At 69.7% G+C, this 26,149-nt stretch carries 29 protein-coding genes and 1 pseudogene; 14 read left to right on the top strand and 16 right to left on the bottom strand.

The window, feature by feature from the left end:
- Window positions 1-110: pseudogene (locus tag AC07NG_RS03985) on the top strand (hypothetical protein); the annotation flags it as partial.
- A gap of 22 nt (window positions 111-132) precedes the next feature.
- Here AC07NG_RS03985 and AC07NG_RS03990 read toward each other — a convergent pair.
- The 6 genes from AC07NG_RS03990 to AC07NG_RS04015 all read right to left on the bottom strand — a co-directional run bounded on the left by AC07NG_RS03990 (window position 133) and on the right by AC07NG_RS04015 (window position 4,445).
- A complete protein-coding gene (locus AC07NG_RS03990) occupies window positions 133-882 on the bottom strand; it encodes a DUF599 domain-containing protein (protein WP_487289034.1) in 750 nt (249 codons plus the stop codon).
- A gap of 60 nt (window positions 883-942) precedes the next feature.
- Complete coding sequence (locus AC07NG_RS03995; RefSeq protein WP_487289035.1) at window positions 943-2,400, bottom strand: MFS transporter; 1,458 nt, start codon at window positions 2,398-2,400, stop codon at window positions 943-945.
- Between the two features lie 114 nt (window positions 2,401-2,514).
- A complete protein-coding gene (locus tag AC07NG_RS04000; RefSeq protein ID WP_110118489.1) occupies window positions 2,515-2,670 on the bottom strand; it encodes a DUF3309 family protein in 156 nt (51 codons plus the stop codon).
- 99 nt (window positions 2,671-2,769) lie between these two features.
- Entirely contained in the window at window positions 2,770-3,162 is a 393-nt protein-coding gene (locus AC07NG_RS04005) for a DUF983 domain-containing protein (RefSeq protein WP_110118488.1), read from the bottom strand.
- Between the two features lie 298 nt (window positions 3,163-3,460).
- Window positions 3,461-3,598, bottom strand: a complete 138-nt coding sequence (locus AC07NG_RS04010) for an entericidin A/B family lipoprotein (protein ID WP_494592349.1) — start codon at window positions 3,596-3,598, stop codon at window positions 3,461-3,463.
- 109 nt (window positions 3,599-3,707) lie between these two features.
- The gene (locus tag AC07NG_RS04015; RefSeq protein WP_494592351.1) at window positions 3,708-4,445 is read right to left on the bottom strand and encodes a beta/gamma crystallin-related protein; all 738 of its coding nucleotides are present in this window, start codon (window positions 4,443-4,445) and stop codon (window positions 3,708-3,710) included.
- A gap of 184 nt (window positions 4,446-4,629) precedes the next feature.
- Here AC07NG_RS04015 and AC07NG_RS04020 point away from each other — a divergent pair, with 184 nt between their 5' ends.
- From AC07NG_RS04020 to AC07NG_RS04030, 3 genes are all read left to right on the top strand, one after another.
- A complete protein-coding gene (locus AC07NG_RS04020; protein ID WP_494592353.1) occupies window positions 4,630-5,187 on the top strand; it encodes a hypothetical protein in 558 nt (185 codons plus the stop codon).
- A gap of 176 nt (window positions 5,188-5,363) precedes the next feature.
- Window positions 5,364-5,837 (top strand): hypothetical protein, encoded by a 474-nt coding sequence (locus AC07NG_RS04025; protein ID WP_492856552.1) that lies wholly within the window; start codon window positions 5,364-5,366, stop codon window positions 5,835-5,837.
- Between the two features lie 137 nt (window positions 5,838-5,974).
- Window positions 5,975-6,355 (top strand): DUF4282 domain-containing protein, encoded by a 381-nt coding sequence (locus AC07NG_RS04030; protein WP_110118484.1) that lies wholly within the window; start codon window positions 5,975-5,977, stop codon window positions 6,353-6,355.
- A gap of 189 nt (window positions 6,356-6,544) precedes the next feature.
- Here the strand turns inward: AC07NG_RS04030 and AC07NG_RS04035 are convergent, their stop codons facing one another.
- The 4 genes from AC07NG_RS04035 to AC07NG_RS04050 form a co-directional block, all read right to left on the bottom strand.
- Entirely contained in the window at window positions 6,545-7,603 is a 1,059-nt protein-coding gene (locus AC07NG_RS04035) for an endo-1,4-beta-xylanase (protein WP_494592355.1), read from the bottom strand.
- 208 nt (window positions 7,604-7,811) lie between these two features.
- Window positions 7,812-8,231, bottom strand: coding sequence for a flagellar export protein FliJ (locus AC07NG_RS04040; protein WP_487289046.1), 420 nt, complete (start codon window positions 8,229-8,231; stop codon window positions 7,812-7,814).
- A gap of 24 nt (window positions 8,232-8,255) precedes the next feature.
- Window positions 8,256-9,590: a flagellar protein export ATPase FliI gene (gene fliI / locus AC07NG_RS04045; protein WP_487289047.1), complete on the bottom strand. Its 1,335-nt coding sequence runs from the start codon at window positions 9,588-9,590 to the stop codon at window positions 8,256-8,258.
- Window positions 9,591-9,649: 59 nt separating this feature from the next.
- Window positions 9,650-10,660, bottom strand: coding sequence for an alpha/beta hydrolase family protein (locus AC07NG_RS04050; RefSeq protein ID WP_494592358.1), 1,011 nt, complete (start codon window positions 10,658-10,660; stop codon window positions 9,650-9,652).
- Between the two features lie 116 nt (window positions 10,661-10,776).
- On the opposite strand from AC07NG_RS04050, the gene AC07NG_RS04055 reads away from it, so the two are divergent.
- From AC07NG_RS04055 to AC07NG_RS04065, 3 genes are all read left to right on the top strand, one after another.
- Window positions 10,777-11,568 (top strand): LytTR family DNA-binding domain-containing protein, encoded by a 792-nt coding sequence (locus AC07NG_RS04055; RefSeq protein WP_494592360.1) that lies wholly within the window; start codon window positions 10,777-10,779, stop codon window positions 11,566-11,568.
- A 395-nt stretch (window positions 11,569-11,963) separates the two neighbouring features.
- Window positions 11,964-12,659: a response regulator transcription factor CtrA gene (gene ctrA / locus AC07NG_RS04060; RefSeq protein ID WP_109100859.1), complete on the top strand. Its 696-nt coding sequence runs from the start codon at window positions 11,964-11,966 to the stop codon at window positions 12,657-12,659.
- Window positions 12,660-12,890: 231 nt separating this feature from the next.
- On the top strand, window positions 12,891-14,300 hold the full coding sequence (locus AC07NG_RS04065; protein WP_494592362.1) for a M23 family metallopeptidase: 1,410 nt from the start codon (window positions 12,891-12,893) through the stop codon (window positions 14,298-14,300).
- A 216-nt stretch (window positions 14,301-14,516) separates the two neighbouring features.
- Here the strand turns inward: AC07NG_RS04065 and AC07NG_RS04070 are convergent, their stop codons facing one another.
- Complete coding sequence (locus AC07NG_RS04070) at window positions 14,517-16,607, bottom strand: phosphocholine-specific phospholipase C (protein ID WP_494592364.1); 2,091 nt, start codon at window positions 16,605-16,607, stop codon at window positions 14,517-14,519.
- A gap of 224 nt (window positions 16,608-16,831) precedes the next feature.
- Between AC07NG_RS04070 and AC07NG_RS04075 the strand changes: the two genes are divergently transcribed.
- Window positions 16,832-17,716: a DMT family transporter gene (locus tag AC07NG_RS04075; RefSeq protein WP_494592697.1), complete on the top strand. Its 885-nt coding sequence runs from the start codon at window positions 16,832-16,834 to the stop codon at window positions 17,714-17,716.
- Here the strand turns inward: AC07NG_RS04075 and AC07NG_RS04080 are convergent.
- The 3 genes from AC07NG_RS04080 to AC07NG_RS04090 all read right to left on the bottom strand — a co-directional run bounded on the left by AC07NG_RS04080 (window position 17,713) and on the right by AC07NG_RS04090 (window position 19,961).
- Window positions 17,713-18,252 carry an RNA 2'-phosphotransferase gene (locus tag AC07NG_RS04080; RefSeq protein WP_494592366.1) on the bottom strand — a complete coding sequence of 180 codons (540 nt, stop codon included), beginning with the start codon at window positions 18,250-18,252 and terminating at the stop codon, window positions 17,713-17,715. The genes AC07NG_RS04075 and AC07NG_RS04080 overlap by 4 nt on opposite strands.
- Window positions 18,253-18,300: 48 nt before the next feature.
- Window positions 18,301-19,398 (bottom strand): Zn-dependent alcohol dehydrogenase, encoded by a 1,098-nt coding sequence (locus AC07NG_RS04085; RefSeq protein ID WP_110118472.1) that lies wholly within the window; start codon window positions 19,396-19,398, stop codon window positions 18,301-18,303.
- Between the two features lie 92 nt (window positions 19,399-19,490).
- Entirely contained in the window at window positions 19,491-19,961 is a 471-nt protein-coding gene (locus AC07NG_RS04090) for a chemotaxis protein CheW (RefSeq protein ID WP_110118471.1), read from the bottom strand.
- A gap of 225 nt (window positions 19,962-20,186) precedes the next feature.
- On the opposite strand from AC07NG_RS04090, the gene AC07NG_RS04095 reads away from it, so the two are divergent.
- From AC07NG_RS04095 to AC07NG_RS04105, 3 genes are all read left to right on the top strand, one after another.
- Window positions 20,187-20,567, top strand: a complete 381-nt coding sequence (locus AC07NG_RS04095) for a hypothetical protein (protein ID WP_487289054.1) — start codon at window positions 20,187-20,189, stop codon at window positions 20,565-20,567.
- Window positions 20,568-20,669: 102 nt separating this feature from the next.
- Window positions 20,670-20,855: a hypothetical protein gene (locus AC07NG_RS04100; protein ID WP_146218110.1), complete on the top strand. Its 186-nt coding sequence runs from the start codon at window positions 20,670-20,672 to the stop codon at window positions 20,853-20,855.
- A gap of 265 nt (window positions 20,856-21,120) precedes the next feature.
- Window positions 21,121-22,053, top strand: coding sequence for a nucleoside hydrolase (locus AC07NG_RS04105; protein ID WP_494592369.1), 933 nt, complete (start codon window positions 21,121-21,123; stop codon window positions 22,051-22,053).
- Here the strand turns inward: AC07NG_RS04105 and AC07NG_RS04110 are convergent.
- Window positions 22,050-22,514 (bottom strand): Lrp/AsnC family transcriptional regulator, encoded by a 465-nt coding sequence (locus AC07NG_RS04110; protein WP_494592371.1) that lies wholly within the window; start codon window positions 22,512-22,514, stop codon window positions 22,050-22,052. The genes AC07NG_RS04105 and AC07NG_RS04110 overlap by 4 nt on opposite strands.
- A gap of 119 nt (window positions 22,515-22,633) precedes the next feature.
- On the opposite strand from AC07NG_RS04110, the gene AC07NG_RS04115 reads away from it, so the two are divergent.
- Entirely contained in the window at window positions 22,634-23,245 is a 612-nt protein-coding gene (locus AC07NG_RS04115; RefSeq protein WP_494592373.1) for a glutathione S-transferase family protein, read from the top strand.
- A gap of 128 nt (window positions 23,246-23,373) precedes the next feature.
- Here the strand turns inward: AC07NG_RS04115 and AC07NG_RS04120 are convergent, their stop codons facing one another.
- Window positions 23,374-24,804: a M20/M25/M40 family metallo-hydrolase gene (locus AC07NG_RS04120; RefSeq protein ID WP_494592375.1), complete on the bottom strand. Its 1,431-nt coding sequence runs from the start codon at window positions 24,802-24,804 to the stop codon at window positions 23,374-23,376.
- 147 nt (window positions 24,805-24,951) lie between these two features.
- On the opposite strand from AC07NG_RS04120, the gene ruvC reads away from it, so the two are divergent.
- Window positions 24,952-25,467 (top strand): crossover junction endodeoxyribonuclease RuvC, encoded by a 516-nt coding sequence (gene ruvC, locus AC07NG_RS04125; protein WP_199228340.1) that lies wholly within the window; start codon window positions 24,952-24,954, stop codon window positions 25,465-25,467.
- Complete coding sequence (ruvA, locus tag AC07NG_RS04130; protein WP_494592377.1) at window positions 25,464-26,084, top strand: Holliday junction branch migration protein RuvA; 621 nt, start codon at window positions 25,464-25,466, stop codon at window positions 26,082-26,084. Before ruvC ends, ruvA begins: the two co-directional genes overlap by 4 nt.
- The last annotated feature ends 65 nt before the right edge of the window (window positions 26,085-26,149 follow it).

Raw genomic sequence — 26,149 nt, forward strand, 5'->3', positions numbered from 1 at the left:
CCCCCGAGACTGGGCTCTGTGCCGGCGGTCGCCCCCTCCGTCACGGCGCGTATCCGCACCGCGCCACCTCCCCCGTTGCACGGGGGAGGAGTAGGGAGGTGGCCCGGAGGGCCGGAGGGGGTCCTCCCCGGACTAAATCCGGTCCTCCGGCGGATCGCCCGCCAGGCCGCGCATGTGCGGGCCATGCACCACTGGTTGGCGTTCGAGGATCTGGCGCACCTTGCGCACCGCCACCGAGGCGCGGCTGCGGCGCTGGCGCCAGACCAGCAGCACCAGGGCCCCGAGGCTGGCCGCCAGGAAGGCGTAGGGGCCCAGCAGCCAGGCCGCCGCCGCCAGGGCGAAATAGTAGCCGCGCACGCCGGCGTTGAAGGCCGACAGGGCCGGGTTGAGGATGCCGCCGGCGGCCTCGGCGTATTCGGCCAGCACGCTGGGCGGCGCCCACATCGGCGTCGCGCCGATCGCGGCCAGGCAGTAGTTCATCTGGCGCAGCGCCCAGATGAAGTCGAGCAGCCCCCGGGCCAGGGTGAACAGCACCAGGCCGAGCTTGACCTGGAACATCCAGGGCGCGGTCTTTTCCAGCACCTGCAGGCCCTCGACGCTCTTGAGCGCCGCGTCGCCGCCGAACAGCACCCCGGCCGCCGCCGCGATCAGGATCAGGTTCGACGAGGCGAAGAAGCTGGCCGAGTTGATGGCGTGGCCCAGGAGCTGGCCGTCCAGCAGGGCGACCTCGCGCACCGCCATCTCGGACATCCACCGGCGGCGGATCACCGTCATGTCGGTGTTGATCAGGTTCTTGCCCTGTCCCAGTCGCCGCAGCAGCGGCTCGTAGAACAGCCAGGCGAAGACGAAGAGGCTGAGGGCCAGGATGTCGAGAATCGGCATGGGCAACGCTGTTGGGGAAACGGGAGTCTACGACAGGGGATATCGGGGCGAGCGCCGGGGTCAATCCTCGGCGATCAGACTATGTCTTGCGGTGTCACGCAGCAGGATCGAGACCACCAGGCCCACGGTCATGATCGCGGCGACATAGAGGTAGAAGCCGCTCTCGATGCGGGCGTGCTTGAAGGCCAGGGCGACCATCTCCGCCGTGCCGCCGAACAGCACGTTGGCCACGGCGTAGGGCAAAGCCACGCCCAGGGCGCGCACGTGGGCGGGAAACAGCTCGGCCTTCACCACGGCGCTGATGGCGGTGTAGGCCGACTGGAAGGTCATGCCGGCGACGATCAGCGACAGGGCCACCGGCACGGAGTCGGTGGCGGCGATGCCGCTCATGATCGGCCAGATGGTCAGGGCCCCGCCGGCGAAGGCGGCGATCAGCATCGGCTTGCGGCCCAGCCGGTCCGACAGCCAGCCGGCCAGCGGCTGCAGCAGCATGAAGACGATCATGCTGATGGCGCTGATCTCCGAGGCCTGGGCCTTGTCGAAGCCGGCCGTGTTGACCAGGAACTTCTGCATGTAGGTGGTGTAGACGTAGAAGGTCAGCGAGCCGCCGGCGGTCAGACCCATGATCATCAGGGTCTCGCGCGGGTGGCGGCGCATCAGCGGCGCGATCAGGGTGGCGAAGAAGCCGACCAGGAAGACGCCCGCCAGCACCTGCGGCACGAGGCCCGGCCTAGCCAGGATCCAGCCGCCGGCCGCCAGGGTCAGGCCGAAGAACAGCAAAGCGAGATTACGCTGGGCCGCGCCGATGCGCTCGGCCGGCTTGTCGGCGGTCTTGAACGAGACGCTCTCGTCCAGGCCCCGGCGGATCCAGAACACGACGACGGCCAGGCCCGCGCCGATCACGAACGGAATGCGCCAGCCCCAGGCGGCCAGGTCCTCCTTGGCCAGGGTCCGTTGCAGCACGATCAGCACCGCCAGCGCGATCAGCTGGCCGGCGATCAGGGTCACGTAGTGGAAGCTGGACCAGAAGCCGCGATGCCGCTTGCCGGCCATCTCGCTCATATAGGTGGCGCTGGCCCCGTACTCGCCGCCGACCGACAGGCCTTGCAGCACGCGGGCGACCAGCAGCACGGCCGGCGCAAAGAGGCCGATGGTCTTGAAGTCCGGCGTCAGGGCGATGATCAGGGCGCCGGCGCACATCAGCGACACGGAGACCGACAGCGCCGCGCGCCGTCCGGCCCGGTCGGCGTAGTGGCCCATCAGCCAGGCGCCGACGGGGCGCGCCACGAACCCCAGGAAGAACACCGCCGCCGCCTGCAGCAGCTGCACGGTCTGGTCGCCCTTGGGAAAGAAGTGCGGCGCGAAATAGAGGGTAAAGGCGGCGTAGGCGAACCAGTCGTACCATTCGACCAGGTTGCCGGCCGAGCCGCCCAGGATGGCCCGCGCGCGGGCGCCCGCCGAAAGCGATGGGGCCGAGGGGGGCGCAGGCTGGTCCTGCGGCGCGACGGCGTCGGTCATCCCTGGTTCCCCCTGTCGGCCCCCTTCCTGGGTTGGGCGGCCGTTAGGGAGACCTTAGGTCAAGACGCCGTCGCGCTCAAAGTCCCCTTTGGGGCGGGCTTTGCGCGGGCGTCGTCAGATCCTGCCGATGAGCACCAGGATGATGATGATCACCAGGACGAGGCCAAGGCCGCCGCTGGGGAAATAGCCCCACGAACGGCTGTGGCCCCAGGTGGGCAGGGCGCCGACCAGCGCCAGGATCAGGATGATGATGAGGATCGTGCCGAGCATTCGCGTCTCCCAGATGGCCGGGCCAGCCGCGTTCGGCGCCCTGGCTTAGGGGGAGGGAATGCCGTCCGTGCGGCGACGGTTCCGCGCCGGCCTGGACGGTCAGCCGCCGGCGGCGTCCTCGGGCTTGCGCAGGCCGTTGGCCCACAGGGCTCCGATCACCGCGCCCTTGACGCGCGGCAGCAGCAGCAGGGTCAGGCCGGCCAGCGGCAGAATGGTCAGCGGCGCGACCAGCCACGGCGAGGCCTGCCAGATGAACGGGAACAGCAGCAGCGGGGCTACGAACAGGTGGCCGATGATCAGGATCGTGAAATAGGCCGGGCCGTCATCGGCCGGATAGGCCGCCAGGTGATGGCCGCAGACCTCGCAGTCGAACTCGACCTTCAGATAGCGCGAATAGAGCCGCCCCTCGCCGCAGTTGGGGCAACGGTGGCGGACGCCGCGCTTCATGCCGGTCAGGACGCTGGGGACGGGTCGGTCGGTCATGGCGTCCATATGGCTCCGGCGCCGCTTTGTGCAAATAGCACTTTCGGTCGCATGTGCGCTTTGGAAGCAGATATTGCGCCCCTGAATGGGCGACTACCGAAAGAATTCATCCTCCGCGTTCATCGCGCGCGAATGAACTGTTCGGCAGGGTTAATGAAACGCCGCTTCCGGTTAAGCTTGATGTGATGAACGAGGTCGCCGGAGTTTACTTGCCGTGACAATGGCAAAACTGGCGCGTCATTGCGGCCAGTATGTGGCGCGCGTCGCTCGGAGCGACGCGCGCCGGATCTGCTGCTGTGAGCGGAGCCTAGTGCTTGGCGTCGCTGGCGGCGCCGGAGACCGCGCGGCCGGCGGCCGAGACGTCGCGGCCCACGCCCTCGACGGTGTTGCAGGCCGAAACCAGCAGGGCGGCCGCGGCGGCGGCCAGGACGACGAACTTGCGCATGGAAAATCTCATGGTGGAAAAAGGCGCGCGGAGCTTAGCCGCCCCGCGCGCCGCTTCAAGGTCGAGTTTACGACAGAAGGATCAGCGCCGAAGGATCAGCGCCCAGAAATCAGCGGATGCGGCGGATCGAGCTGACGCGATCGTTCATCTCGCCCGAGAACAGGCTGATGTCCGACGAGATCCGCCAGCAGCGGCCGCGATAGTTGATGTCGTCGCACAGCTCCCATTCGCCGCGGCCGACCCGGATGGCCGAGGCGCGGTCGTTGAAGCCGAAGGCGCCGAGGTCGGCGATGTCGCCGTCGACGTTGACGGCGCGGCCGCGGTAGCCGGCGTCCTCGAACAGCACGGCCTGGCCGCGTCCGCCGCCCGGGCCGCCCGGGCCGCCCGGACCACCGGCGCCGCCGAAGCACACCAGGCGGCCGTTCTGGTTGGTCATGTCGCCACGGCATTCGGCGCTGGCGCTGGTCCAGTTCCAGCGGCCGCGATCGTCGCGGCACTGGGCGGTGAGCTCGCGGCCGCGAACCGAGGCGTCACGGCAGCTTTCCAGGTACGAGCCGCGCGGCAGGGTTCCGGGGCGGCCGCTGCCCGACAGGCAGGTCAGGCGGCCGTTCTGGTTGGTCATGTCGCCGCGGCAGTCGGCGCTGGCGGTGCTCCACACCCACTGGCCGCGATTGTCGCGGCACTGGGCGCTGATCTCGCCGCGGCGGATCTGCACGTCGCGGCAGCTGTCCTGGTAGGAGCCGCGCGGCGTGTCGGGGCGGCCGTAGCCGCGGTCCTGGGCGGCGGCCGGGGCGGCCACGGCGGCGAGGGCGCCGGCGGCGGCGATGAGGGCGAGGGCGGCGCGCATGGCGAAGTCTCCCGGTTCTGGCGGCCTTTCGCCGCCCGTTGTTCGTTGAGGCCAAGCTAGCCGCAACCGCCGTGAACGCCACCTGAATGGCGCCCATCCTGGGTTTTCATGTCCGAAAATTCACGTAGCGGCGGCTTTTCGCGGCGCCTTGAGAAGGCCGCGCTTGATCGCCATTGTCGAGCTCATGCGCGCGCTCCTTCCCGCCCTTCCGATCCTGGCCCCGATCCTGGCTGTCGTCGCCTTCTCGGGGACCGCTCTCGCCCAGTCGGCCCAGCGGCCCGAGCCGACGCCGGTCTCGCCGGTGACGGTGATGCCGCCGACCCTGCCGCCGAAGGTGACCGCCACCTGGCCGGCGGCCGGCGAGGCCGTGGCCCCGGGCGTCCTGGTGCTGAAGGTCGCCTTCGACCAGAAAATGACGCCGCTGGCCTGGAACTACGCCGATGCGGCGGGCGGCGAGCGGCCCGAATGCGTCCGCGCGCCGCGCCTGCTCAACGACGGCAAGACCTTCGTGCTGCTGTGCCGCACCAAGCCCGGCAAGAGCTATGCGATCAGCTTCAACGCCGTGCGCGAGGGCGGTTTCGCCAACGAGGCCGAGAACCCGGCCCTGACCGCCCAGCTGGCCTTCACCACCAACACCGCGACCTCGGTCTACACCCTCAAGTCGGCGATGAAGGCGGCCGGGCTGAAGGACGACGAGGCCCCGATCCAGGAAGCGCCGCCGGTCACGCCCGCCGCGCCTTGAGGCGCGGCTAAGGTTTCCATGAGGCGCGCCCTGAGGCGCGGCTAAGGTTCCTCATGAGGCGCGCCGTAGGTCGAAGCTAGGGTTTTTCCTAGGGGCTGATCACGCGCTGTTTCGGAACCGTTACAAACGAGCTTGCGTTGGTTGAGCGGGCAGGGGCCCTCCGACGGAGCGTAAATATGAAGACCAAGTTCGCCTATCTCGCCGCCGCCGCGACCCTTTCGATGGCCGGCGCCGCTTATGCGCAGAGCACCGCGCAGGACACCAACACCACGGCTCCGGCCGATCCGGCCGCCGCCGCGCAGCCGCCGTCCTCGACGACCAGCACCACCTCGACCACCACCACGACCACGCCTCCGGCTGACACCTCGGCCGCCGCCGCCGGCGCGGCCGGTACGCCGTCCTCGGCCACCGTCTCGGGCGACTTCAAGGTCGGCTCCGAGATCAAGGATCCCTCGGGCGCCGTGGTCGGCACGATCAGCGACACCGCGACCGGCGCCGACGGCTCGGCCAATGTCGTGGTCAGCAGCGGCGAGAAGAAGTTCGCCCTGCCCAAGGCCAGCCTGAGCGCCGGCGCCGACGGCAGCATCAGCACCACGGCCACCAAGGCCCAGATCGATGCGGCCCTGGCCGGCGCGGCCGCGCCCAAGTAACGGGGCCGAAGTAACAGCGTCCCTTCTTCCGAACACGCACGAGGCCCGCCCGGCATTGCCGAGCGGGCCTCACGCTGCTAGCGATGCAGCGTAAACTTAGGCGGTCTCCGCCAGTCCGCTGATATGAGGTGCGTCGGATGGCTCCGGCCAGGAAATCCAAGGGGCGCGGTTCGAGCGCGCTGTTCTGGGATCTGTTGACCTTCGACCGACTGGTGACGGGGCCGGTCATCCACCTGATCTACTGGGCTGGCCTGGGCGTCGTGGCGCTGTTCGCCTTTTCCGTCGTCGGCGCGGCCGTGGGCCTGGCGCTGAAGGAACGCGGCGTCGCCTCGCTGCTGCTGGCCTTCCCGGTGCTGATCGCGGGCCTGCTGGTCGCCGCCGGCATGGTGCTGCTGTGGCGCGCCTTCTGCGAGTTCTACGTCGCCGTCTTCCGCATCAGCGAGGACCTGCGCGCCCTGCGCCAGGCCAACGACGCCGACCACGCGGTGGCCACCAGCGTGCGCGGCCCGGGCGCCTGAGGTCTGGGACCGCGCCTCGCGTGAAGTCGCGAGGCCATTTCCAACCGTAAGATCCCCGCGAAGGCGGGGACCCAAGCTGATTTCCAGAATCTGGCGCGGTCTAAGGGGTCTTCTCCGACGCCGCTTGGATCCCCGCCTGCGCGGGGATGCTCGGAGAAAATAGGCCTGTGTATCGGCGCCTGCGGGCGCCTAACCCCGTCTGAACGCCTCCACCAGCGCCGCGGCGCCGGCCTTCGCCCGCCCCGCGTCGTCGAACGGCGCGGGGGCGTCGGAGGCGTTTTCCTTCTTCAGCCATGAGTCGCCGTCTCGCAGGCCCCACAGGGTGAAAGCGAAGCGCTGGCGCGCGGGCAGGGCCATGAAGGCCTCGGCCGCCTCGCCGTAGGTGCGGGCCTGGCGCTGCTCCAGCTCGGCGCGCGACAGGAACTTGTTCTGGGCGCGCACCAGCGAGACGTCCAATTCCGAAAGGTGGATCGGCAGGCCCAGACTCGCCAGGTCCTTCATCATGGTGGTGATCTCGCCAGGGCGGATGTCGGCGGCGACGTGCATCTGGGTTCCGATGCCGGTCAGCGGCGCGCCGGAGGCCAGCAGGCGTTCGGCCAGCTTCAGGAACGTCGCCCGCTTCCGGGGCATGTATTCGAGATTGTAGTCGTTCAGCAGCAGCGTCGCGCCGGGATCGGCCTCGCGGGCGGTGCGATAGGCCAGGGCGATGTGCTCGAAGTCGCCCAGGCGCTTGGACCAGAGGCTCGTGCGCCAGCCGTCGCCATCCTCCGCGACGGCCTCGTTGACCACGTCCCAGCCCACGACCTTGCCGCGATAGCGTCCGGCCACGGCCAGGATGTAGTTGCGATAGGCCTGCTCGAAGCTGACCCGGTTCTCGTCCAGCCGCTCGAAGGCCTCCGGCGCCTGGGCGTACCAGACCAGGGTGTGACCCAGCAGCGCCATGCCGTTGGCGGCGGCGAAGGCGGCGATCCTGTCGGGGGCGTCGAAGCGGAACGAGCCGTCCGGCTGGACGATGTATTCCATCTTCATCTGCCACTCGGGCGTCAGCTGGCTGACCTGGCGGCGCAGCAGGGCCGAGAGCGCCGGGTCATCCAGATGCAGGGCCTGCACCGAGGAGCCGATCCGGAACGGCGCGACGCTCTTCAGCGGCGGCAGGTTGGCCGGAACCGGCTGGCCCTGAGCCGTCTGCCCGCAGGCGGCCAGCGCCAGGCTGGAGCCGAGCACGGCGCGGCGTGAGACGTCGGACATGGCGGCGGGCTCCCTGGCGATCGGCGCGAGGAAAGCACGGGGAGGTTTGGGAAGGGTGAAGTTCAGGGCGATCCCTCTCCCCTTGCGGGAGAGGGTGGCCTCCCGGAGGGAGGTCGGGTGAGGGGTCTCTCAGAAGGTGGCGGAGAGGCCTTTCGACCCCTCATCCGTCAGCTTCGCTGACACCTTCTCCCGCAAGGGGAGAAGGAACTTAGCGCCCGCCCATCGCCGCGCGGCGCAGGCCCAGCTCGTCGAGCGCGGCCATTTCCATCTTGCCGACCTTCTTGGCCAGGGCGGCCTTGGCGGCGTCGGCGACGTGTTCGTATTTCTTGAGGTTTTCGAAGGCCACCGACAGCGCGTCGCGGGCGCCGGTTTCCTCGATCTTGATCTGGTCGATCTCGAGCATCGCCTCGGCGCGGCGCACCTGCACGCCCTTGCGGTAGCCGATCATGTACCAGCCGGCCGACGCGTCGCCCTCGGCGCGCTTGATCTCGGCCTCGGCCTCGGCGTCCATCATCACCACCCGCATCTCGGCGGCTTCGCGACGGTCGACCACCTCGGAGAGGCGCTTCTGCAGCGTCTCGACCTCGTGGTTCGAGATGCGGATCAGGGAGGCGGCCCACTTGGTCATGTCGGGTTACTCGGTACGAAGCGTCTAAGCGGCGCTTTGGAGAATCTGGCCGAGGAAGTTGAACGAATCGTCAAGACTCGTGGCTTCGTCGGGGTTCTGGCTGAGAAAAGCCTCGACCGCGGGATTGAGCTGGATGGCGCGGTCCACCGTCGGGTCGGCGCCAGCCCGGTAGGCCCCGATCTTGATCAGCTCTTCCATGTTGGAATAGGCCGACAGCACCTGGCGGGCGGATTTGACGATGTCGCGTTCGTGCGGCAGCTGGCAGCCCGGCATGGTCCGGCTGATCGACTTCAAGACGTTGATGGCCGGGAAGCGGCCGCGCTCGGCGATCGAGCGCTCCATGACGATGTGGCCGTCGAGAATGCCTCGGGCGGCATCGGCGATCGGCTCGTTGTGGTCGTCGCCGTCCACCAGCACGGTGAACAGGGCGGTGATCGGGGCGGCGGTGGTGCCATCGGCGCGGATGGGGCCGGGGCCGGCGCGCTCGAGCAGCTTGGGCAGTTCGGTGAAGACGGTGGGCGTATAGCCCTTGGTGGTCGGCGGCTCGCCGGCGGCCAGGCCGATTTCGCGCTGGGCCATGGCGAAGCGGGTCACCGAGTCCATCAGGCAGAGGACCTCCTGATCCTGGTCGCGCAGGAACTCGGCGACGGCCAGGGTCATGTAGGCGGCCTGGCGGCGGGTCAGGGCCGGCTCGTCCGAGGTGGCGACCACGACGATGGCGCGGCGCAGGCCTTCCTCGCCGAGGGTCTCCTCGATGAACTCGCGCACCTCGCGGCCCCGTTCGCCGATCAGGCCGACGACGACGGCGTCGCAGGTGGCTTCCTTGGCCAGCATCGACAGCAGCACCGACTTGCCGACGCCCGAGCCGGCGAAGATGCCCAGGCGCTGGCCGCGGCAGGTGGTGGTGAAGACGTTCATCGAGCGGACGCCCAGGTCCAGGCGCTCGCCCACCCGGCCGCGGGCGTGGGCCGGCGGCGGCGGGGTCTTCAGGGGATAGGGAACCTCGCCCTGGGGCAGGGGGCCAAGACCGTCGATCGGCTCGCCGAAGGCGTTGATGATGCGGCCCAGCCACGCCTTGGTCGGGCGCACCACGGCGCCTTCCGGCATGATCTTGATCTCGGCGCCGGGGGCCACGCCCTCGACGGGGCCGAAGGGCATCAGCAGGGCGCGGGTTTCGCGGAAGCCGACGACCTCGGCCGGCAGGGTCGGCAGGTTCAGGCGCTCGATCTCGACGCGCGCGCCGACGGCCAGACGGGTCAGCCCGCCCCGGGCCTCGATCAGCAGACCGTTCACGGCCGCGACGCGCCCGAAGATGGTCAGGGGATCAAGACGTTCGACGGCGGCGATGAGACTGCGCAAGACGGCTCCTGGAAGCGACCCGCGCAGACTCGGCCATCATGGTTAATCGCGCATGAAATTCAGCGTTCTCCGACCCCCAGTTGGGTGGTGAAGAATGTCGCAACCGCCGTGTTGAAATCGGCGTGGAAAGCGACCCGATCGAAGCCCGGAGCGCTTGCGCACAAGGGGCCGGGCAGGCGCTGGGCGGCCTGCGGGCCGCAGGGGACGAGAAAGTCGAAATGTCGCGCCCCTGGAACGACGCGGTAATCGTGGGCGCGGGGCAGGGCGCGGTGCACGGCCTGCGCGTAGTCCGGATCGGGCAGGATCTCGTCGTCTCCGGCCTTCCACAGCTGAACCGGCTGGGTCACGCCCTTCAGGCCCTGGCGGCCGAAGGTGAAGCCCAGCGCCGGCGCGGCCGAGACCACGGCCCTGATGCGGGCGTCGTGGGTCCAGGTCGGCGACAGCGTGCTGGCCGGCAGCGGCTTTCCGGCGCTCAGGCGGCAGTCGTAGTTGCTGGGATGCTTGATGCAGTGTCCGGGGAAGGTCGCCGCCAGGCGCGGCTCGCCGCCGGCCGCCGCCAGCACCGTGAACCCGCCCGACGAGAAGCCGAAGGCCCCGACCTTGGCGGCGTCGATCCGCGCATGCATCGGCGAGGCGTCCAGCATGTAGCCGATCAGGACGGACAGCTGGCGCGGGCGCTCGGTCATCTCCAGGGCGCGGCTCTGGTCGCGGTAGTTGTCGCCGGTGTGGGTCAGGGCGGCGACGACGAAGCCCTTCCTGACCAGGGCGGCGGCGGTGTCGTAATGGCCGCCGAACCAGCCGCCGTTACCGTGCGACATGACCACCAGCGGCAGGCGCTCGCCGGCTGCCGGCGCGCCCTTGGCGACGGGCAGGCTCTCCATGCCGCCGATCGGGCCGGTCTCGGGCGCGTCGGTCGGGTACCAGATGCCGACCTCGATCGGCGCGCCCTGCGGATCGGGCGCCTCGACGCGCATGAAGCCGACATGAGGCTCGGCGGCGTGAGCCGCGCCGGCGACCGTCAGGGCGGCGAGCAGGGGAATAAGGCGCAAGGGCGATATGGGAGGCGACATGGAAGGCTCCGGTTGGCGATGACCCCCCGATGCGACCCCGGCCCTTGCGCCGCCACGCCTCATGCGTGAACGGGCGAACGGGTTCGCGAAGCGGCGAACGGCGCTATAGATCGGGCATGACCGGCCCGCGCCCCCTGCTCGGAACCGCCCGCGAGTGGGCGATCGACCTTTCCGTCGCCACGGCGATGGGGGCGTTCCTGGGCATGGTCGGGCCCTTCGGCAGCTATTTCAACGGTCCCTTCCTCGTGCGCGCGATCTATTGGATCGGCTGTTTCTGGGCCGGGACCCTGATCTTCGGCCTGCTGATCCGGCTGGCGGCCGTGGCCGCCGAACGGGCGAGGATCCCGGCCCCGATCCTGGTGGCCGCGGCGATCCTGGTCGGCAGCGCCCTGCAGGCGGCGGTGGTCGCACCGGCGGCGACCGGGCTGTGGCCGTTCCTGAACAAGCTGTCGCCGCTGGACTGGTACGGCCAGTGCCTGGCCTTCTCCGGGCCGCTGGCCGTGGGTTTCACGATCCTGCGGGCCAGGCTCGCGGCCCAGCGCGCCGCCGCCGCGCCGCTGGTCGTCGACGGACCGGCTGCGCCGCCGTCGCTCGCGCCCATCCCCGCCGCCACGGTGCTCTATCTGAAGATGGAGGATCACTATGTCCGGGTGCGCACCGAGACCGGCTCGCGACTCGAGGCCGGACCCATGGCGCGGGTGCTGGCGAATCTCTCCGGACTCGACGGCCTGCAGGTGCATCGCTCGTGGTGGGTGGCCCGGCGGGCGGTGGTCGGGGTCGAGCGCGACGGCCGAAACCTGCGTCTGAGGCTGGCCGACGGCGAGGCCGCGCCCATCGCGCGGGCCTCGGTGGCCCGTCTGCGCGCCGCCGGCTGGCTGGCCGAGGAAGACGCCGCCGCGACCGGGTGACGCGGATCGCCCCTGGCCACGCTTGGTCGCGCACGCACGAGGCGAAAAAACATCCCCGGAATTCTCGCGACAGAACGCCGCAATCTCGCCTCAAGTAAGAACGTGAGCTTGCACCCTGTTAACGCGGCCGTAGTGCGCGAGGCCCTGTTAACCCTTGGGTTTGCTGCATTTTCATAGGTCTAAAGCAGCGCTTGAAAACCAGCTGCGACCAATGTGCGCAACGGATTTCCGACCGCTTGCACCCGATTCGCAAATCATATTAACCATTTCGCCAGACGACGCGTTCACCATTAACCAGTCTTAAATTAACTGTCCGCCAGACTGGGGGACGGGTTTCATCGGCGGCATGCCCGCCACTGTCGAATTAAGCGCCGCCGATTGGCGGGGAGGGTTCCATGCGGGTACTGCTGATTGAGGACGACAGCGCCACCGCGCAGACGATCGAGCTGATGCTGAAGTCGGAAGGCTTCAACGTCTACACGACCGACCTGGGCGAAGAAGGCGTCGATCTGGGCAAGATCTACGACTACGACCTGATCCTGCTCGACCTGAACCTGCCGGACATGAGCGGCATCGACGTGCTGCGCACCCTGCGCGTGGCCAAGGTCAACACGCCGATCATGATCCTGTCGGGCACGGCCGAGATCGACACCAAGGTGAAGACCTTCGCCGGCGGCGCCGACGACTACATGACCAAGCCCTTCCACAAGGACGAGATGATCGCCCGCATCCATGCGGTGGTCCGTCGTTCGAAGGGTCACGCCCAGTCGGTCATCAAGACGGGCGACATCATCGTCAACCTGGACGCCAAGACGGTGGAAGTGAACGGCAACCGCGTTCACCTGACCGGCAAGGAATACCAGATGCTGGAGCTGCTCTCCCTGCGCAAGGGCACGACCCTGACCAAGGAGATGTTCCTGAACCACCTGTACGGCGGCATGGACGAGCCGGAACTGAAGATCATCGACGTCTTCATCTGCAAGCTGCGCAAGAAGCTGGCGGCTTCCGCTCAAGGCAAGCACCACATCGAAACCGTCTGGGGCCGCGGCTACGTGCTGCGCGACCCGAACGAGCAGGTCAACGCCGCCTAAATTTCGCCCGCGCGAAACCCGAGATTCGACAGAAAGCGCCCGCTGCTTGCAGTGGGCGTTTTTCTTTGTGTTTCAAGGGATTAACCATGTCCGTGACAAAACGTCCGAAGCACCGGATAGTCCTTGCCCGGAGGCGCGCGGGCCGTCATGTTCCGGCGCGACGATTGCTGGGGGGCTTCCCGGCCGTGTCGTTTTCGTACAAACGCGGCATCTGTACCGAACGGGGGACCGATGCAGGAATTTGATCCGCGACGCCCGACCATGCGTCTCGCGCCGCGGCTTTTCACCGCCGTCGCCGGCCTGGCCGCTCTGGCCCTGGGCTGGAAGCTGACGGCGGGGGACCAGCCCTCGACCGTGGTCGCCGCCCATGCGCCGCTCGACGCGGCCGCCATGGTGGCGTTGCAGCATGTCGCCTTCGCCCAGGCCGAGGCCCAGCCCGGCTTCGACCGTCCCGAGACCGTTCCCGTCAAGGTCAAGCCCGGCGAGACCCTGCAGGGCGCCGTCGAGCGCGCCGGCGTCGGCGCCGACGAGGCCCAGCAGGTGGTCAGCACGCTGCAAAGCGCCATGGACACCGTCAACATCAAGGCCGGCATGGCCTTCGAGGCCGCCATCGCCCGCCGCCGCGACAACGACCGCGGCCCGGCCCGCCTGGTCGGCCTGTCGATGCGCACCAGCCCGTCCTCGACCGTCACCGTCTCGCGCACCTTCGACGGCGCCCTGAAGCTGCGCGAGATCGAGGAAGAGGTCCGCGACGAGACCAAGGTCTCGTGCGGGGCCATGAACGGCTCGTTCTACGAGAGCGTGGCGGCCGTCGGCGGCAGCCCGGCCGTGGTCAGCCAGGCCGCCAAGCTGTTCTCGCACAAGATCGACTTCTCGCGCGACATCAAGGACGGCGACCCGTTCTGCCTGGTGTTCGACCGCAAGGTCACCGAGAGCGGCCGCACCATCGAGGCCGGCGACCTGGAATACGCCGAGGTCAAGGGCCAGCGCTTCTACGCCTTCGAGCGCGGCGGCAAGACCCAGTTCTTCGACGAGACCGGCAAGAACATCAAAGGCTTCCTGCTGCGCACCCCGGTCGACGGGGCCCGCATCACCTCGACCTTCGGCATGCGCCGCCACCCGGTGCTGGGCTACAACCGCGGCCACAAGGGCATCGACTTCGGCGCCGGCACCGGCACGCCGATCCTGGCGGCCGGCGACGGCGTGGTGCTGGAGGCCCGCCGCTGGTCGGGCTACGGCAACTGGCTGCGCATCCGCCACTCGGGCCAGTGGGACACCGGCTACGGCCACATCTCGCGCTACGCCAAGGGCATCCGCCCGGGCGTCCACGTGCAGCAGGGCCAGGTGGTGGCCTATGTCGGCTCCACGGGCCTGGCGACCGGTCCTCACCTTCACTATGAAGTCTGGCTGAACGGCCAGCGCATCAACCCGATCGGCGCCAAGGTGCCCCAGGGCACGGTGCTGTCGGGCAGCGAGCTGGCGGCCTTCAAGGCCAAGCGCGCCCGCCTGGACACCCTGCTGGCCCAGGCCGGCCGCGCCGACGGCAATTACGCCCAGGCCGTGCTCCCGGCCTCCGGCAAGGACAACGGCCGCCTGGCCCTGGCCGAGCTGAAGGCCGGCGGCGACGGCCGGCTGCGCTGACAGAAACCCTCTCTCTTTGAGAGAGGGAGGGGCCCGCGCCAAAGGCGTGGGAGGGTGAGAGGTAACAAACTCACCGGAAGAGGCGCGGTCGCTGGGCGCGCCCCTTCTCTTCGAAGTTTATGGGACGCCTTGGGATTTATCGACCAAGGGTGAAACCTCTCACCCTCCCACCGCTGCGCGGCGGGCCCCTCCCTCTCTCCATGAGAGAGGGGGCCTTCAGAGCCGCGCCGCCCGGCCCATCAGCGGATCGCTGATCGAGTCTCGCCCCGTCTCCGCCCGTCCGGCCGCGCGCCGGAACCACGCCGGCGCCTCGTCGCAGCGGGCCGAGAGGTCGTACCAGTCGGAATCTGTGCGCCAGTCGCGGGTCTGGGTCTCGCCCGCCGCCAGCGTTACGCGCCAGGGCTTGGTCGGGACGATGCTGGCCGCCTCGACGGTCACGGTGCGGGGTTCGGGGCCGGCGTTGATCAGGGTCGCCGCGACCGAGCGGCCGTGGGCCGCGGGCGTGATCCGCAGCGCCAGCCCGTCGGCCGGATCGCCGGCGAAGCCGCGATGGAAGCCGTTCGGGCCCAGCAGCCACAGGTCGTAGGGACCCGCCGGCCAGGCGTCCTCCAGCCGTCCGCCGGCGCCCAGGGTGTAGCGGCGCGGGGGCTGGTCCAGGCGCAGGCGGTCATAGACGTGCAGCACCGCCCCGGCCGCGCCGGGATTGGTCAGCACCAGGCCGGCGGCGCCGTCGCGGATCGCGATCTCGACCTCCAGGCGGTAGGGCAGGGCGCGGGAGGGCCGGAAGCCCGGCTCCTGGATCGGCGCCAAGGGCGTCGTCGGCGTCGGCGGGGTGGTCGTCTTCTTCAGGGTGGCGGCCAGCCGGGCCGTCCGCGCCGTCTCCGGCAGCGGCGCCTGCGGTCGCGTGTTGGGGGTCTTGAAGTCGAAGCACGAGGTCAGGTCGCCGCACACCGCCCGCCGCCAGGGCGAGATGTTGGGCTCGGCCACGCCGAACCGCGCCTCCAGGAAGCGGATTACCGAGCCGTGGTCGAAGACCTGGCTGTTGACGAAGCCGCCCCGGCTCCACGGCGAGATCACGTACATCGGCACGCGCGGCCCAAGGCCGTAGGGCCGGCCCATCAGGTGGTCGCGCTCGGCCTTGGCCTCGGTCGGGTTGCGCACCAGGTGGTATTCGCCGGCCGTGTCGACCGTCGAGCCGCCCAGCAGGGCGCCGTTCGCGGTCCTGGACGGCGGGGCCGGCGGCGGCATGTGGTCGAAGAAGCCGTCGTTCTCGTCGAACATCACCAGCAGCACCGTCCTGGCCCAGGCCTCCGGGTCGATGGTCAGGGTGTCGATCACCCGGGCGAGGTAGTGCGCGCCCTGGGCGGGGCTGGACGGCCCGGGGTGCTCGGAATCGGCGGCCGGGGCGATGATCCACGACACCGAGGGCAGCTGGCGGGCCAGGACGTCCTTGCGCAGGCCGTCGAGATGCCAGGTGGTCAGGGCGAGATCCTTCAGCCGCGTGTCCGAACCCGGCGCGCCGGCGCGGGCGTCGCGATAGGCCTTGAACCCGGCCAGCGGGTTGTCGGTGAAGTTGTCGGCCATGTCCTGGTAGATGCGCCAGCTGACCCCCGCCTCGAGCAGGCGCTCGGGATAGGTCGCCCAGCCGTAGGATTCAGCCGCCCCGCCCTTGTCGGCGAAGTCGTCGTGCGAGTTCGAGATCGACGGGCCGCCGGCCTTGCCCAGGCCGTCGTTGGTTCCGGTCCACAGGAACAGGCGGTTGGTGTTGGTGCCGGTCTGGGTCGAGCAGTGATAGGCGTCGCAAAGGGTGAAGGCGCTGGCCAGCGCATGCTGGAAGGGGATGTCGGCCCGCGTGTAGAAGCCCATCGAGTGCGGATGCTTGGCGACCGGCCAGCGGTCCATGCGGCCCTCGTCCCAGGCTTCCTGGGCGTCGGCCCAGCTGTGCGGCGTGCCCTCGACGCGCATGTGGGCGAAGGTCTGGGTGGTGTTCAGCGCGAAGGGGGCGATGACGTCGGGGCCGCCGCCTTGGCCATAGGCCTGCAGGAAGACCGAGCCGTCCTTGCGGCCCTTGGCGTCGCGCACCGGAACCGGGAAGCGGTCGCCAAAACCCCGCACCCCGCCCATCGTTCCGAAGTAGTGATCGAAGCTGCGGTTCTCCTGCATCAGGATCACCACGTGCTGGACGTCCTCGATCGTGCCTTTGCGGACGTCGGCGTCGATGGCGGCGGCGCGGGCTAGGGACGAGGCGAGGGCCGCGGGCAGGGCGGCCGCGCCCATCAGCAGGCCGCGACGATCGATGACGGACAAGGCGGCTCTCCCGTTGGCGGAACACCGCCGATAGCACACGCCGCTTGGCGGTCTCGTGACAACCAGCGAGCGGTTGAAGCCGGGGGATGAGAAGCCTAGAAGCGCGCCACAGCATTCGATCGCCGTCCCGCTTCCCGTGGGGCGGCGATGCTTTTTTCGACAAGGCCCGTTCCGTGACGTCCCCCCGCACCGACCTCTATCGCGACAAGCGTTTCGTCATCGGCATGGCGGTGCTGTGCTGCCTGCTGTGGGGCAGCGCCTTTCCGGCGGTGAAGGCCGGCTACGCCCTGCTGCACGTGGCCAAGACCGACACGGCGACCCAGATGCTGTTCGCCGGCTGGCGGTTCGTGGCGGCCGGATCGATCCTGCTGGTGCTGGCCGCCCTGTCGCGCAAGGCGCTGGTCCCGCCGCGCGACCAGATCGCCAAGGTCGCCCTGCTCGGCGTCGGCCAGACCACCCTGCAGTACGTGTTCTTCTATATCGGCCTGGCCCACGCGACCGGCGTGAAGTCGTCGATCATGAACTCGACCGGCGCCTTCTTCGGCGTGATCCTGGCCCACTTCCTGTTCCGCAACGACCGCCTGACCCCGCGCAAGGCCCTGGGCTGCCTGCTCGGCTTCATGGGCGTGCTGGCGGTGAACCTGGGCGGAAAGGGCTTCGACTTCGAGTTCACCCTGCTGGGCGAGGGCTTCGTGGTCATCGCCGCCTTCGTGCTGGCCGCCGCCTCGATCTGGGGCAAGTCGATCTCGCAGAAGATGGACGCCATGGTCATGACCGGCTGGCAGCTGGGCGTCGGCGGGGCGGTGCTGCTGGCTATCGGCTTCGCGTTCGGCGGCCGGCTGGAAGGCTTCGACGTCCGCTCCCTGGCCCTGCTGGCCTACATGGCCGGCCTCTCGGCGGCCGCCTTCGCCCTGTGGAGCCTGCTGCTCAAGCACAACCCGGTGGGCATGCTGGCGGTGTTCAACTTCCTGATCCCGGTGTTCGGGGTGCTGCTGTCGGCGCTGTTCCTGCACGAGCCGGTGCTGGCCTGGAAGAACGCCGCCGCCCTGGCCCTGGTCTGCGCCGGCATCTGGCTGGTGACGCGGGCGCGGCGGAAGACGGCGGCCTAAGTCCGCTTCAGGGCCTCCGGCGGCACGGCTTGCGTCAGCCACACGCCGTTGCCAGTGACGAAGAAGGCCTGGCCCTGGGCGGCCAACCGTCCGGCCGCGACCTCCAGGATCACCGGCTTGCCGCGCCGGCTCCCGACGCGTCGCGCGGTCTCCTGGTCGGCCGACAGGTGGACGTGGTGGCGGTTCATGGGCCTCAGGCCTTCGGCCAGGATGGGATCGAGGAACCGCTCGACCGTGCCGTGCCACAGCACGTCGGGCGGCGTCGCGGCGGTCCAGTCGCCTTCCACCGACACCGAATGGCCCTGGCGGGCGCGGATGCGGTCGCCGTCGGCCGACAGCTCGAAGCGTTGCTTGTCGTTGGTCTCGACGACGGCGAGCAGGGTGTCCCAGTCGGCGGGCAGGCGTTCCTTGGCTAGCGCCGCCAGCAGGGCGTCGACCTGCGTCCAGCCGCTGGCGTCCAGCGTCAGACCCCCGGCCTGCGGCGCGTGCCGCAGCCAGTAGGACAGGGTCTTGGATATCTTCGTTGTTTCAGTCATGGCCGCGCCTTAGCTCGACCATGGCTGGATGTCATCAGGGTTGAGGCGTCAATCGAACACGATCACCGATCGCGCCAGCTCGCCGCGCTTCAGCTCCTCGAAGGCGTCGTTGACGTCTTCCAGTCGGATCCGGCGGGCGATCAGTTCGTCCAGCTTCAGCTTGCCGTTCATGTAGAAGTCGACGAAGCGCGGCATGTCGACCGGGAAGCGGTTGGAGCCCATGTAGCTGCCCTGGATCTTCTTCTCGCCGAGGAAGTCGGGGCCGTGCAGCTCGATCATCGTGCCGACGGGGATCATGCCGATGATGTTGGCCGTGCCGCCCCGGCGCAGCATCTTGAACGACTGCTCGGCGGTGACCTTCAGGCCGATGGCCTCGAAGCTGTGGTGCACGCCGCCGCCGGTCAGCTCCTGCACCTGCTTGACCACGTCGCCGTCATTGGCGTCGATCACGTCCGTGGCCCCAAAGGTGCGGGCCAGGGCCAGCTTCGAGGGCTGACGGTCGATGGCGATGATGCGGCCGGCGCCGGCGATGGCCGCGCCGTTGATCGTCGCCAGGCCCACCCCGCCGCAGCCGATCACGGCCACGGTCTCGCCCGGCTGGACCTTGGACGTATGGATCACCGCCCCGATGCCGGTGGTCACCGAGCAGCCGATCAGGGCGGCGCGGTCGAACGGCATGTCCTTGCGGATGGCGACGCACGCATGCTCGTGCACCAGCATCAGCTCGGCGAAGGACGACAGGTTGAGGAACTGGGCCATCGGGCCGCGGCCCCCGTTCAGGTCTTCCTTGAAGAGGCGCGGCTCGCCGCCCTTGGGCCGCTTGGTCTCCGAGCTGGTGCACAGGCTCATGTGGCCGGTGAGGCAGACCTCGCAGTGGCCGCAATAGACCGACAGGCAGGTGATGACGTGGTCGCCGACCTTGACCGTGCGCACCTCGTCGCCGACCGCCTCGACGATCCCGGCGCTCTCGTGGCCCAGCACGGCGGGCAGGGGATGGGGGTAGGAGCCTTCGACGAAGTGCAGGTCGGAGTGGCAGACGCCCGCGGCCTTGGTGCGGATCAGCACCTCGCGCGGGCCCGGCTTGCCGATGGCCACGTCCTCGATGACGAGGGGCTTGCCCACCTCGCGCAGCACCGCCGCCTTCATCCGCTCGTCTCCCGCCTTATGGTTGCGGAGACCCTAGCCCCGGCGGAGGGGCGAGCGGAAGAGGCTATCGAAACATTTGTTTGAAGTGTCGCCTACGCCGCGATGGCGATCGGGCGTTCGGGCAGGATGGCGTCGACGGTCAGCAGCACCACCATGGTGGTGTCGGTGGTGATCACGGCCGAGACCAGGGCCGAGGCCTCGTCGCCGACCGACGGCGGGGGGCTGATCTGGCTGGCTTCGACGATGAAGCTGTCGCACACCGCGTCGACCAGCAGACCGGCGACGTCGCGGCCGTTCTCGACGACGATGATCACCTGGCGCGGGCCGTCCTGGGCCGGACCCTTGCCGAGGCGGGCCGACAGGTCGATGACCGGCATCACCTGGCCGCGCAGGTTGATGACGCCGCGCACGTGCGGCGGGGCGTCGGGCAGCGGGGTGGGGGGCGTGACGCCGCGGATCTCGCGAACCGTGCCGACCGGCACGCAGTAGGTCTGGGCGCCCACTTCGAACGACAGAACCTGCAGGGCTTCGCCGGGGGTGTAGGCCGTGTTGTTGTTCGACATCGCTTTCGTCCGCCTTCGTCGCGTCGACGGCCTTCTGGCCGCGTTCGGAAGCCATGATCGCGCGGAAAGGTGAACAAAAAAGGCGTTCCGGCGCGGCTGGCCGCATGGCGGGCCTGCGACGAAATGGCCCACCTCTTGCGGCTGCGTCTGTCTGACAGCCGCGTTCAGGTGAGGTTCAGGCGCGGGGGATCAGGCTTGGGACAAGCTTTTTCGAAGGAGGCCGACATGGCTTTCAAGCCGCTCAAGACCGTCGGAGGCGTGGCAGCCGGCCTCGCCGCCCTGACCATGATCGCCGCCAGCACCCAGGCCTCGGCCGACGACTGGCGCCGCCACCGCAACCACGGCCGCGACAGCGGCGACGTGGCCGCCGCCGCCGTGATCGGCGGCATCGTGGGCCTGGCGATCGGTTCGTCGATCAACAACGACCGCCCGCGCTATCGCCGCCCAGCCTACGGCTATGGCTACGATTATCCGCCGCCCCCGCCGCCGCGCTACTACGGCTACGGCTATGACGACGGCCCGCGCTATCGTCGCGACGACTGCTGGACCACCCGCGAATACGACCGTCGCAGCGGTTCGGTCTACGAACGCACCGTCTGCCGCTAGAGCCTCATGCAGCCCCGGCGCCGTCCCTTCGGCGCCGGGGCTTGCCATTGAGAACAAAAAATGAACATTGTGGCCGTCCCCGCTGTCCAGGAGGCCTCCGCCATGTCCGCCGCCGTCACCATTCCCGACCGCCAGGAAGTGGCCTTGAGCGTGCTGCTCGGCGCCTGGCGCACCCTGCGCGCCGCCGGCTTCGAGGAGGCCGAGGTCCAGGCCCTGTTCGACCAGATCGCCGACCGCCCCCAGGACGTCGCCCGCCGCTTGCGCGCGATGGTCAACGGGCTGGGCTAGGTTTTACGCGCGGCGCGCATCCGGCCCGCGATCGCCTTCGTAACTACGCGCATGGCGACGGTCTGTCCTCCGGACCGTCCAGCCGCGCGCCCGCCGGATCCGTCCCCCGCCAGGAGGCGGGCGAGCCGGGGTTCCTTCCGCCTCTTCCCCCCGTTGGAGGCGGAAGGGCCTTGGGTGACGGCGGCGGTGGAAATCCTGCCGCGAAAGTGCCGAACGGCGCTCGCCGACGCCTTCCCGCGCCACGTGTATGAGCTATGATCCCGGCATGGCGCTTCGTCTGCACATCGACACCGACTGCGGCGTGGACGACGCCCTGGCCCTGGCGTTGCTGGCGCGGGCCCGTGATGTCGTCGAGGTGGGCACGGTCTCGGCCGTCTTCGGCAACACCTATGTCGACCAGGCCGCCGCCAATGCGCGCGGGGTGCTGCGCCTCGCGGGCTGTCCGGCCGAGGTCTATATCGGCGCCGGCGCGGGCCTGGCCCGGCGGCGGGTCGAGCGGATGCGTCCGGCCCACGGCCCCGACGGCCTGAACGGCGCGGGCTTCTCCCAGCGCTGGAAACTGCCCGAGCTGGATCGCGGCCACGGCGTCAGCCTGCTGGCCTTCCTGGCGCGCCGGCGGGTGAAGGGCCTGTTCCTGGGGCCGCTGACCAATCTGGCCCTGGGCCTGCTGGACGATCCGGCCGCCTTCCGGAACTGGTCGCCGACCATCATGGCCGGGGCCTTTTCCGTACAGGGCAAGGCCGCCGGCGGCGCCGACTTCAACAGCTGGAGCGATCCGGAGGCCCTGGCCCGGATCCTGGAGGCCGGCGTCAAGCCGCGCCTGGTGCCGCTGGACGTCACCAGCCTGGTGACGATCACCGCCGCCGAACTCGACAGCGGCGCGCGCTGTTGCGGCAGTCCCCTTTCGGCGCGCCTGACCCGCGCGGCCGGTCCCTATATCGCCTTCCACCAGAAGGCCTGGGGCGCGGAAGGCTGCCACCCCCACGACGCCGTCGCGGCCGCCAGCCTGGTCGCCCCCGAAGCCTTCGTCTTCGAACCCGCCCGCCTGCGCGTGATCCTCGACGGCGACCGCCAGGGCCGCATCGAACGCGTCGACGGCGAACCCAACGCCGAGGTCTGCGTCTCGGTGGACGCCCCGGCCGTGCGCGCCCTGATCCTCAAGGCGCTGTTCGGCTGGGTGGAGATGGCGGGGGCCTAGGGCCTGGCGCTGGCGATCAGCGCCCTGTCCAGAGGACGCGGCGGTTCGCTCTTCAGCACCACCGAAGTGGTCACCGGCCCGAAGCGGCCGATGGAATCGACGATCACGGCCAGGTCGCCCGGCGCGGCGACCAGCGCCTTCAGCACGAAGCAGTCGTCGCCGGTGACGCGGTGGACCTCGACGATCTGCGGCAGGCGGGCGAACTGATCGAGGCAGGCGCGGATATGCTCGTGCGTGGTCTTCAGCCGGATGAAGGCGCTCATCACCAGGCCGAGGGCCTGCGGGTCGATGCGCGCGCCGTAGCCGGTGATGACGCCGCGCTCCTCCAGCCGCCGGACCCGCTCGGACATGGCCGGCTGCGACAGGCCGATCCGCCGGCCTAGGTCGGACAACGAGGCCCGGCCGTCGGCCTGCAGGGCCTCGACTATGGCCAGGTCCTTGGCGTCCAGCGCTGCGGTCATCGGAAAATCGCTCCTTCGCCTTGAAGTCATCGGCAGGATCGCGCTTTGGCCGATGACTTGCCATGCCCTTTCGAACCCGTCGGCGGCAATCTGCGCCGATCGTCCTTGGAGATCGCCGGATGCGCCTGATCGGAATGCTGGATTCGCCCTATGTGCGGCGGGTCGCCGTGTCGCTGGAACTGCTGGGCCTGCCCTATGCGCATGAGCCTGCGTCGGTGTTCCGCGACTACGACGCCTTCGCGGCCGTCAATCCGGTGGTCAAGGCGCCGACCCTGGTCACGGACGAGGGGGCGGTGCTGATGGACTCCACCCTGATCCTGCAGCACCTGGAGCGGCTGGCGCCGGCCGGGCGGAGCCTGGAGCCGCGGGGGCTGGCCGAGCAGGTCCGGTCGCTGCGCATCGTCGGCTTGGCCCTGGCCGCCTGCGAGAAGACCGTGCAGCTGGTCTACGAGTTCAATCTGCGTCCGGCCGACAAGCAGCACGCGCCGTGGATCGACCGGGTGCGCGGGCAACTGGCCCACGCCTGGCGCCTGCTGGAGGCCGAGATGGTCGCGGACGGCTGGCTGCTGGGCGCGCGGCCGATGCAGGCCGACGTCACCGCCGCCGTGGCCTGGAGCTTCGCGCGCGACCTCCTGCCCGACGCCGCCGATCCGCTCGCCTGCCCGAAACTGGCGGCGCTGTCGGCGCGGGCCGAGGGGATCGAGGCCTTCAAGGCCGCGCCGATGCGTTAAGGGGCCAAGCCTCCCCCGTAGAATCCCCGCGAAAGCGGGGACCCAGGCTTTTTCTGAAACGCGTGGCGCTCGACGATAAAACACCTGGACCCCCGCTTTCGCGGGGGTTTTACGGATGTGGGAAGGGCCTACTTCCCGCCCGCGTAGTCCTTGACCAGAGCGTAGAGGAAGTCCCGCCCGTCATAGAGCGACTTCACGCGCATGCGTTCGTTGAGGCCGTGGACGCCGTCGCCGTCGGAGTTTCCGAACAGGCCGCTGACGCCGTAGGTCGGGATGCCGGCGGCGTTGGTGTGCACGCCGTCGGTGGCGCCGGTCAGCAGGATCGGGACGATCGGCACGCCGGGCCACAGCTTGGCGGCTTCCTTCTGGATCGGGCCCATGATGGCCGGCGTCAGGGCCGGGGGCGGCGAGGCGGGCTTGGCCTCGTGGGCCAGGGTGACGGCGACAGCCGGATCAGCGGCCAGTTCGGTCAGCTTGGCCTTCACCTCGTCGACCGGCGTGCCCGGCAGGATGCGGCAGTTGACGTTGGCCGTGGCGCGCTGGGGCAGGGCGTTGGGCGCGTGGCCGGCGCTGACCATGGTGGCCACGCAGGTGGTGCGCAGCATCGAGTTCCAGCCGGCGTCCTTGGTGATCACCTTCAGGGCCTCGGGATCGGCGACGTCGGCCACCAGGGCTTTCATCGCCGCGGCCTGCTCGGCCGGCACGCGCCCCTGCATCTGGGTGAAGTAGCCGCGCGTGGCGTCATTGAAGCGGGTCGGGAACTGATAGGCGCCGATGCGGTCGAGCGCCGCCGACAGCTGGTAGATGGCGTTGGCCGGCCCGGGGCGGCTGGAGTGGCCGCCAGGGTTGGTCACGGTCAGGGTGAAGTCCTGATAGACCTTCTCGCCGGCCTGCACCTCGAGCACCACGGCCTTGCCGGTCTCGTCCAGCATGCCGTCGGCGCCCTCGTTCAGCGCGAATTCGGCGTCGACGAGGGGGCGGTGGTTCTTCACCAGGTCCTCGATGCCGTTATAGCCCTCGCTCTCCTCGCCGCAGGTCAGGGCCATCTTGATGTCGCGCTTGGGCTTGAAGCCGCTCTGCTTCAGGCGGACCAGGGTGTCGGCCCAGATGGCGGCCTGGGCCTTGTCGTCCGACGTGCCGCGTCCGTAGAAGTAGCCGTTCTCCTCGACCAGGGTGAACGGATCGCGCGTCCAGTCCTCGCGCTTGGCCTCGACCACGTCGATGTGGGCCAGCAGCAGGATCGGCTTGGACTTCGGATCGCTCCCGCGCAGCACGGCGACCAGGCTGCCTTCGCGCGGATGCTTGGGCTCGACCACCACCTGAACGTCGGCGTCGGCATAGCCGGCCGCCTTCAGGCGCTCGCCCATGGCCTCGGCGGCGGCGGTGCAACTGCCCTTGGAGAGGGTCGTATCGATCTCGACCAGCTCCTTGTAGAGCGCCCGGAAGGCGCTCTGGTCGGGGCGCGGCGTGACCTGCGGGCCCGGCGTCGGCTGGGCGTTGGCCAGGACGGGAAGGGCGGCGAGGGCCGCGGTGGTGGCGAAAAGGGCCTTCAGGCGCATGGTCCGACCTTCAAGTGTCGTAAAACGTGGCCGGAACAGGAGCGGGCTTCGCGTCCGCGCGCAAGCCACATGCGCGAAAACCGGGGCCTGGCGTTAACCCATGCTTAAGGATGACGCGGCTTTTCCTGGCGACAGGAACCGGCGACACTGCGAGAACACATGATGAACGCGAATCGCCCCTTGCGCATCCTCGGCCTCGATCCGGGCCTCCGCCGAACCGGCTGGGGCGTGATCGGCGTGGCCGGCTCGCGCATCACCCACATCGCCCACGGCGTCATCGTTCCCGACGAGAAGGCCGCCTTCTCCGACCGCCTGCTGACCCTGTTCGAGGGCGTCTGCGCGGTGATCGACCAGCACGCCCCCGACGAGGCGGCGGTGGAAGAGACCTTCGTCAACACCAACGCCCAGTCGACGCTGAAGCTGGGCCACGCCCGCGCCGCCTCGATGATCGCTCCTGCCCGCGCCGGTCTGCTGGTCGCCGAATATTCCGCCCCCGTGGTCAAGAAGGCGGTTGTGGGCACCGGCGCGGCCGACAAGGCCCAGGTCGCCTTCATGATCGCCCGCCTGCTGCCGACCGCCGGCTCGCCGACGGCCGACGCCGCCGACGCGCTCGCCGTCGCCATCGCCCACGCCCACGCTCGCACGGCGAGGAGAGTCGCATGATTGGTCGCCTGCGCGGCGCCGTCGCCGAGGTCGGCGAGGAAGAGGCCCTGATCGACGTCATGGGCGTCGGCTACCTCGTCCGCTGCGGCCAGCGCGCCCTCCAGCGCCTGCCGGCCCTGGGCGAGGAGACGCTGCTCCACATCGAGAGCCAGTGGAGCGAAAGCCAGGGCCTGCGGCTCTACGGCTTCCTCACCCGCGACGACCGCCGCGCCTTCGTGCTGCTGCAGGCGATCCAGGGCGTCGGGCCCAAGGCCGCCATGGCCGTGCTCGACGTGCTGTCGCCGGCCGAACTGGCCTCGGCGGTCGCCCGTGAAGACAAGGCCGCTGTCGGCCGCGCCAACGGCGTGGGTCCCAAGCTCGCCCTGCGCATCGTCACCGAGCTGAAGGGCAAGCCGATCACCGATGGGCCGGTGCTGATGGCCGCGCCTTCGGCCGCTTCGGCGCCGTCGGCCCCCGCCAAGCCCGCCGCCACCGGCGACGCCGTCGCCGCCCTGATGGGCCTGGGCGTCGCCGAGGTGAACGCCCGCCGCGTGGTCGAGGCCGCCGCGGCGAAGCTGGGCGAAGAGGCGTCCGTGCAGGCGCTGATCAAGGCGGGTCTGCAGGAGCTTGGGCGATGAGCGCCTGCGCTACCCCCTCCGGCCCTCTGGGCCACCTCCCCCAGAGGGGGAGGATCTCGTTTGGC

It is taken from the genome of Caulobacter sp. GW821-FHT10C03 (assembly GCF_059415485.1).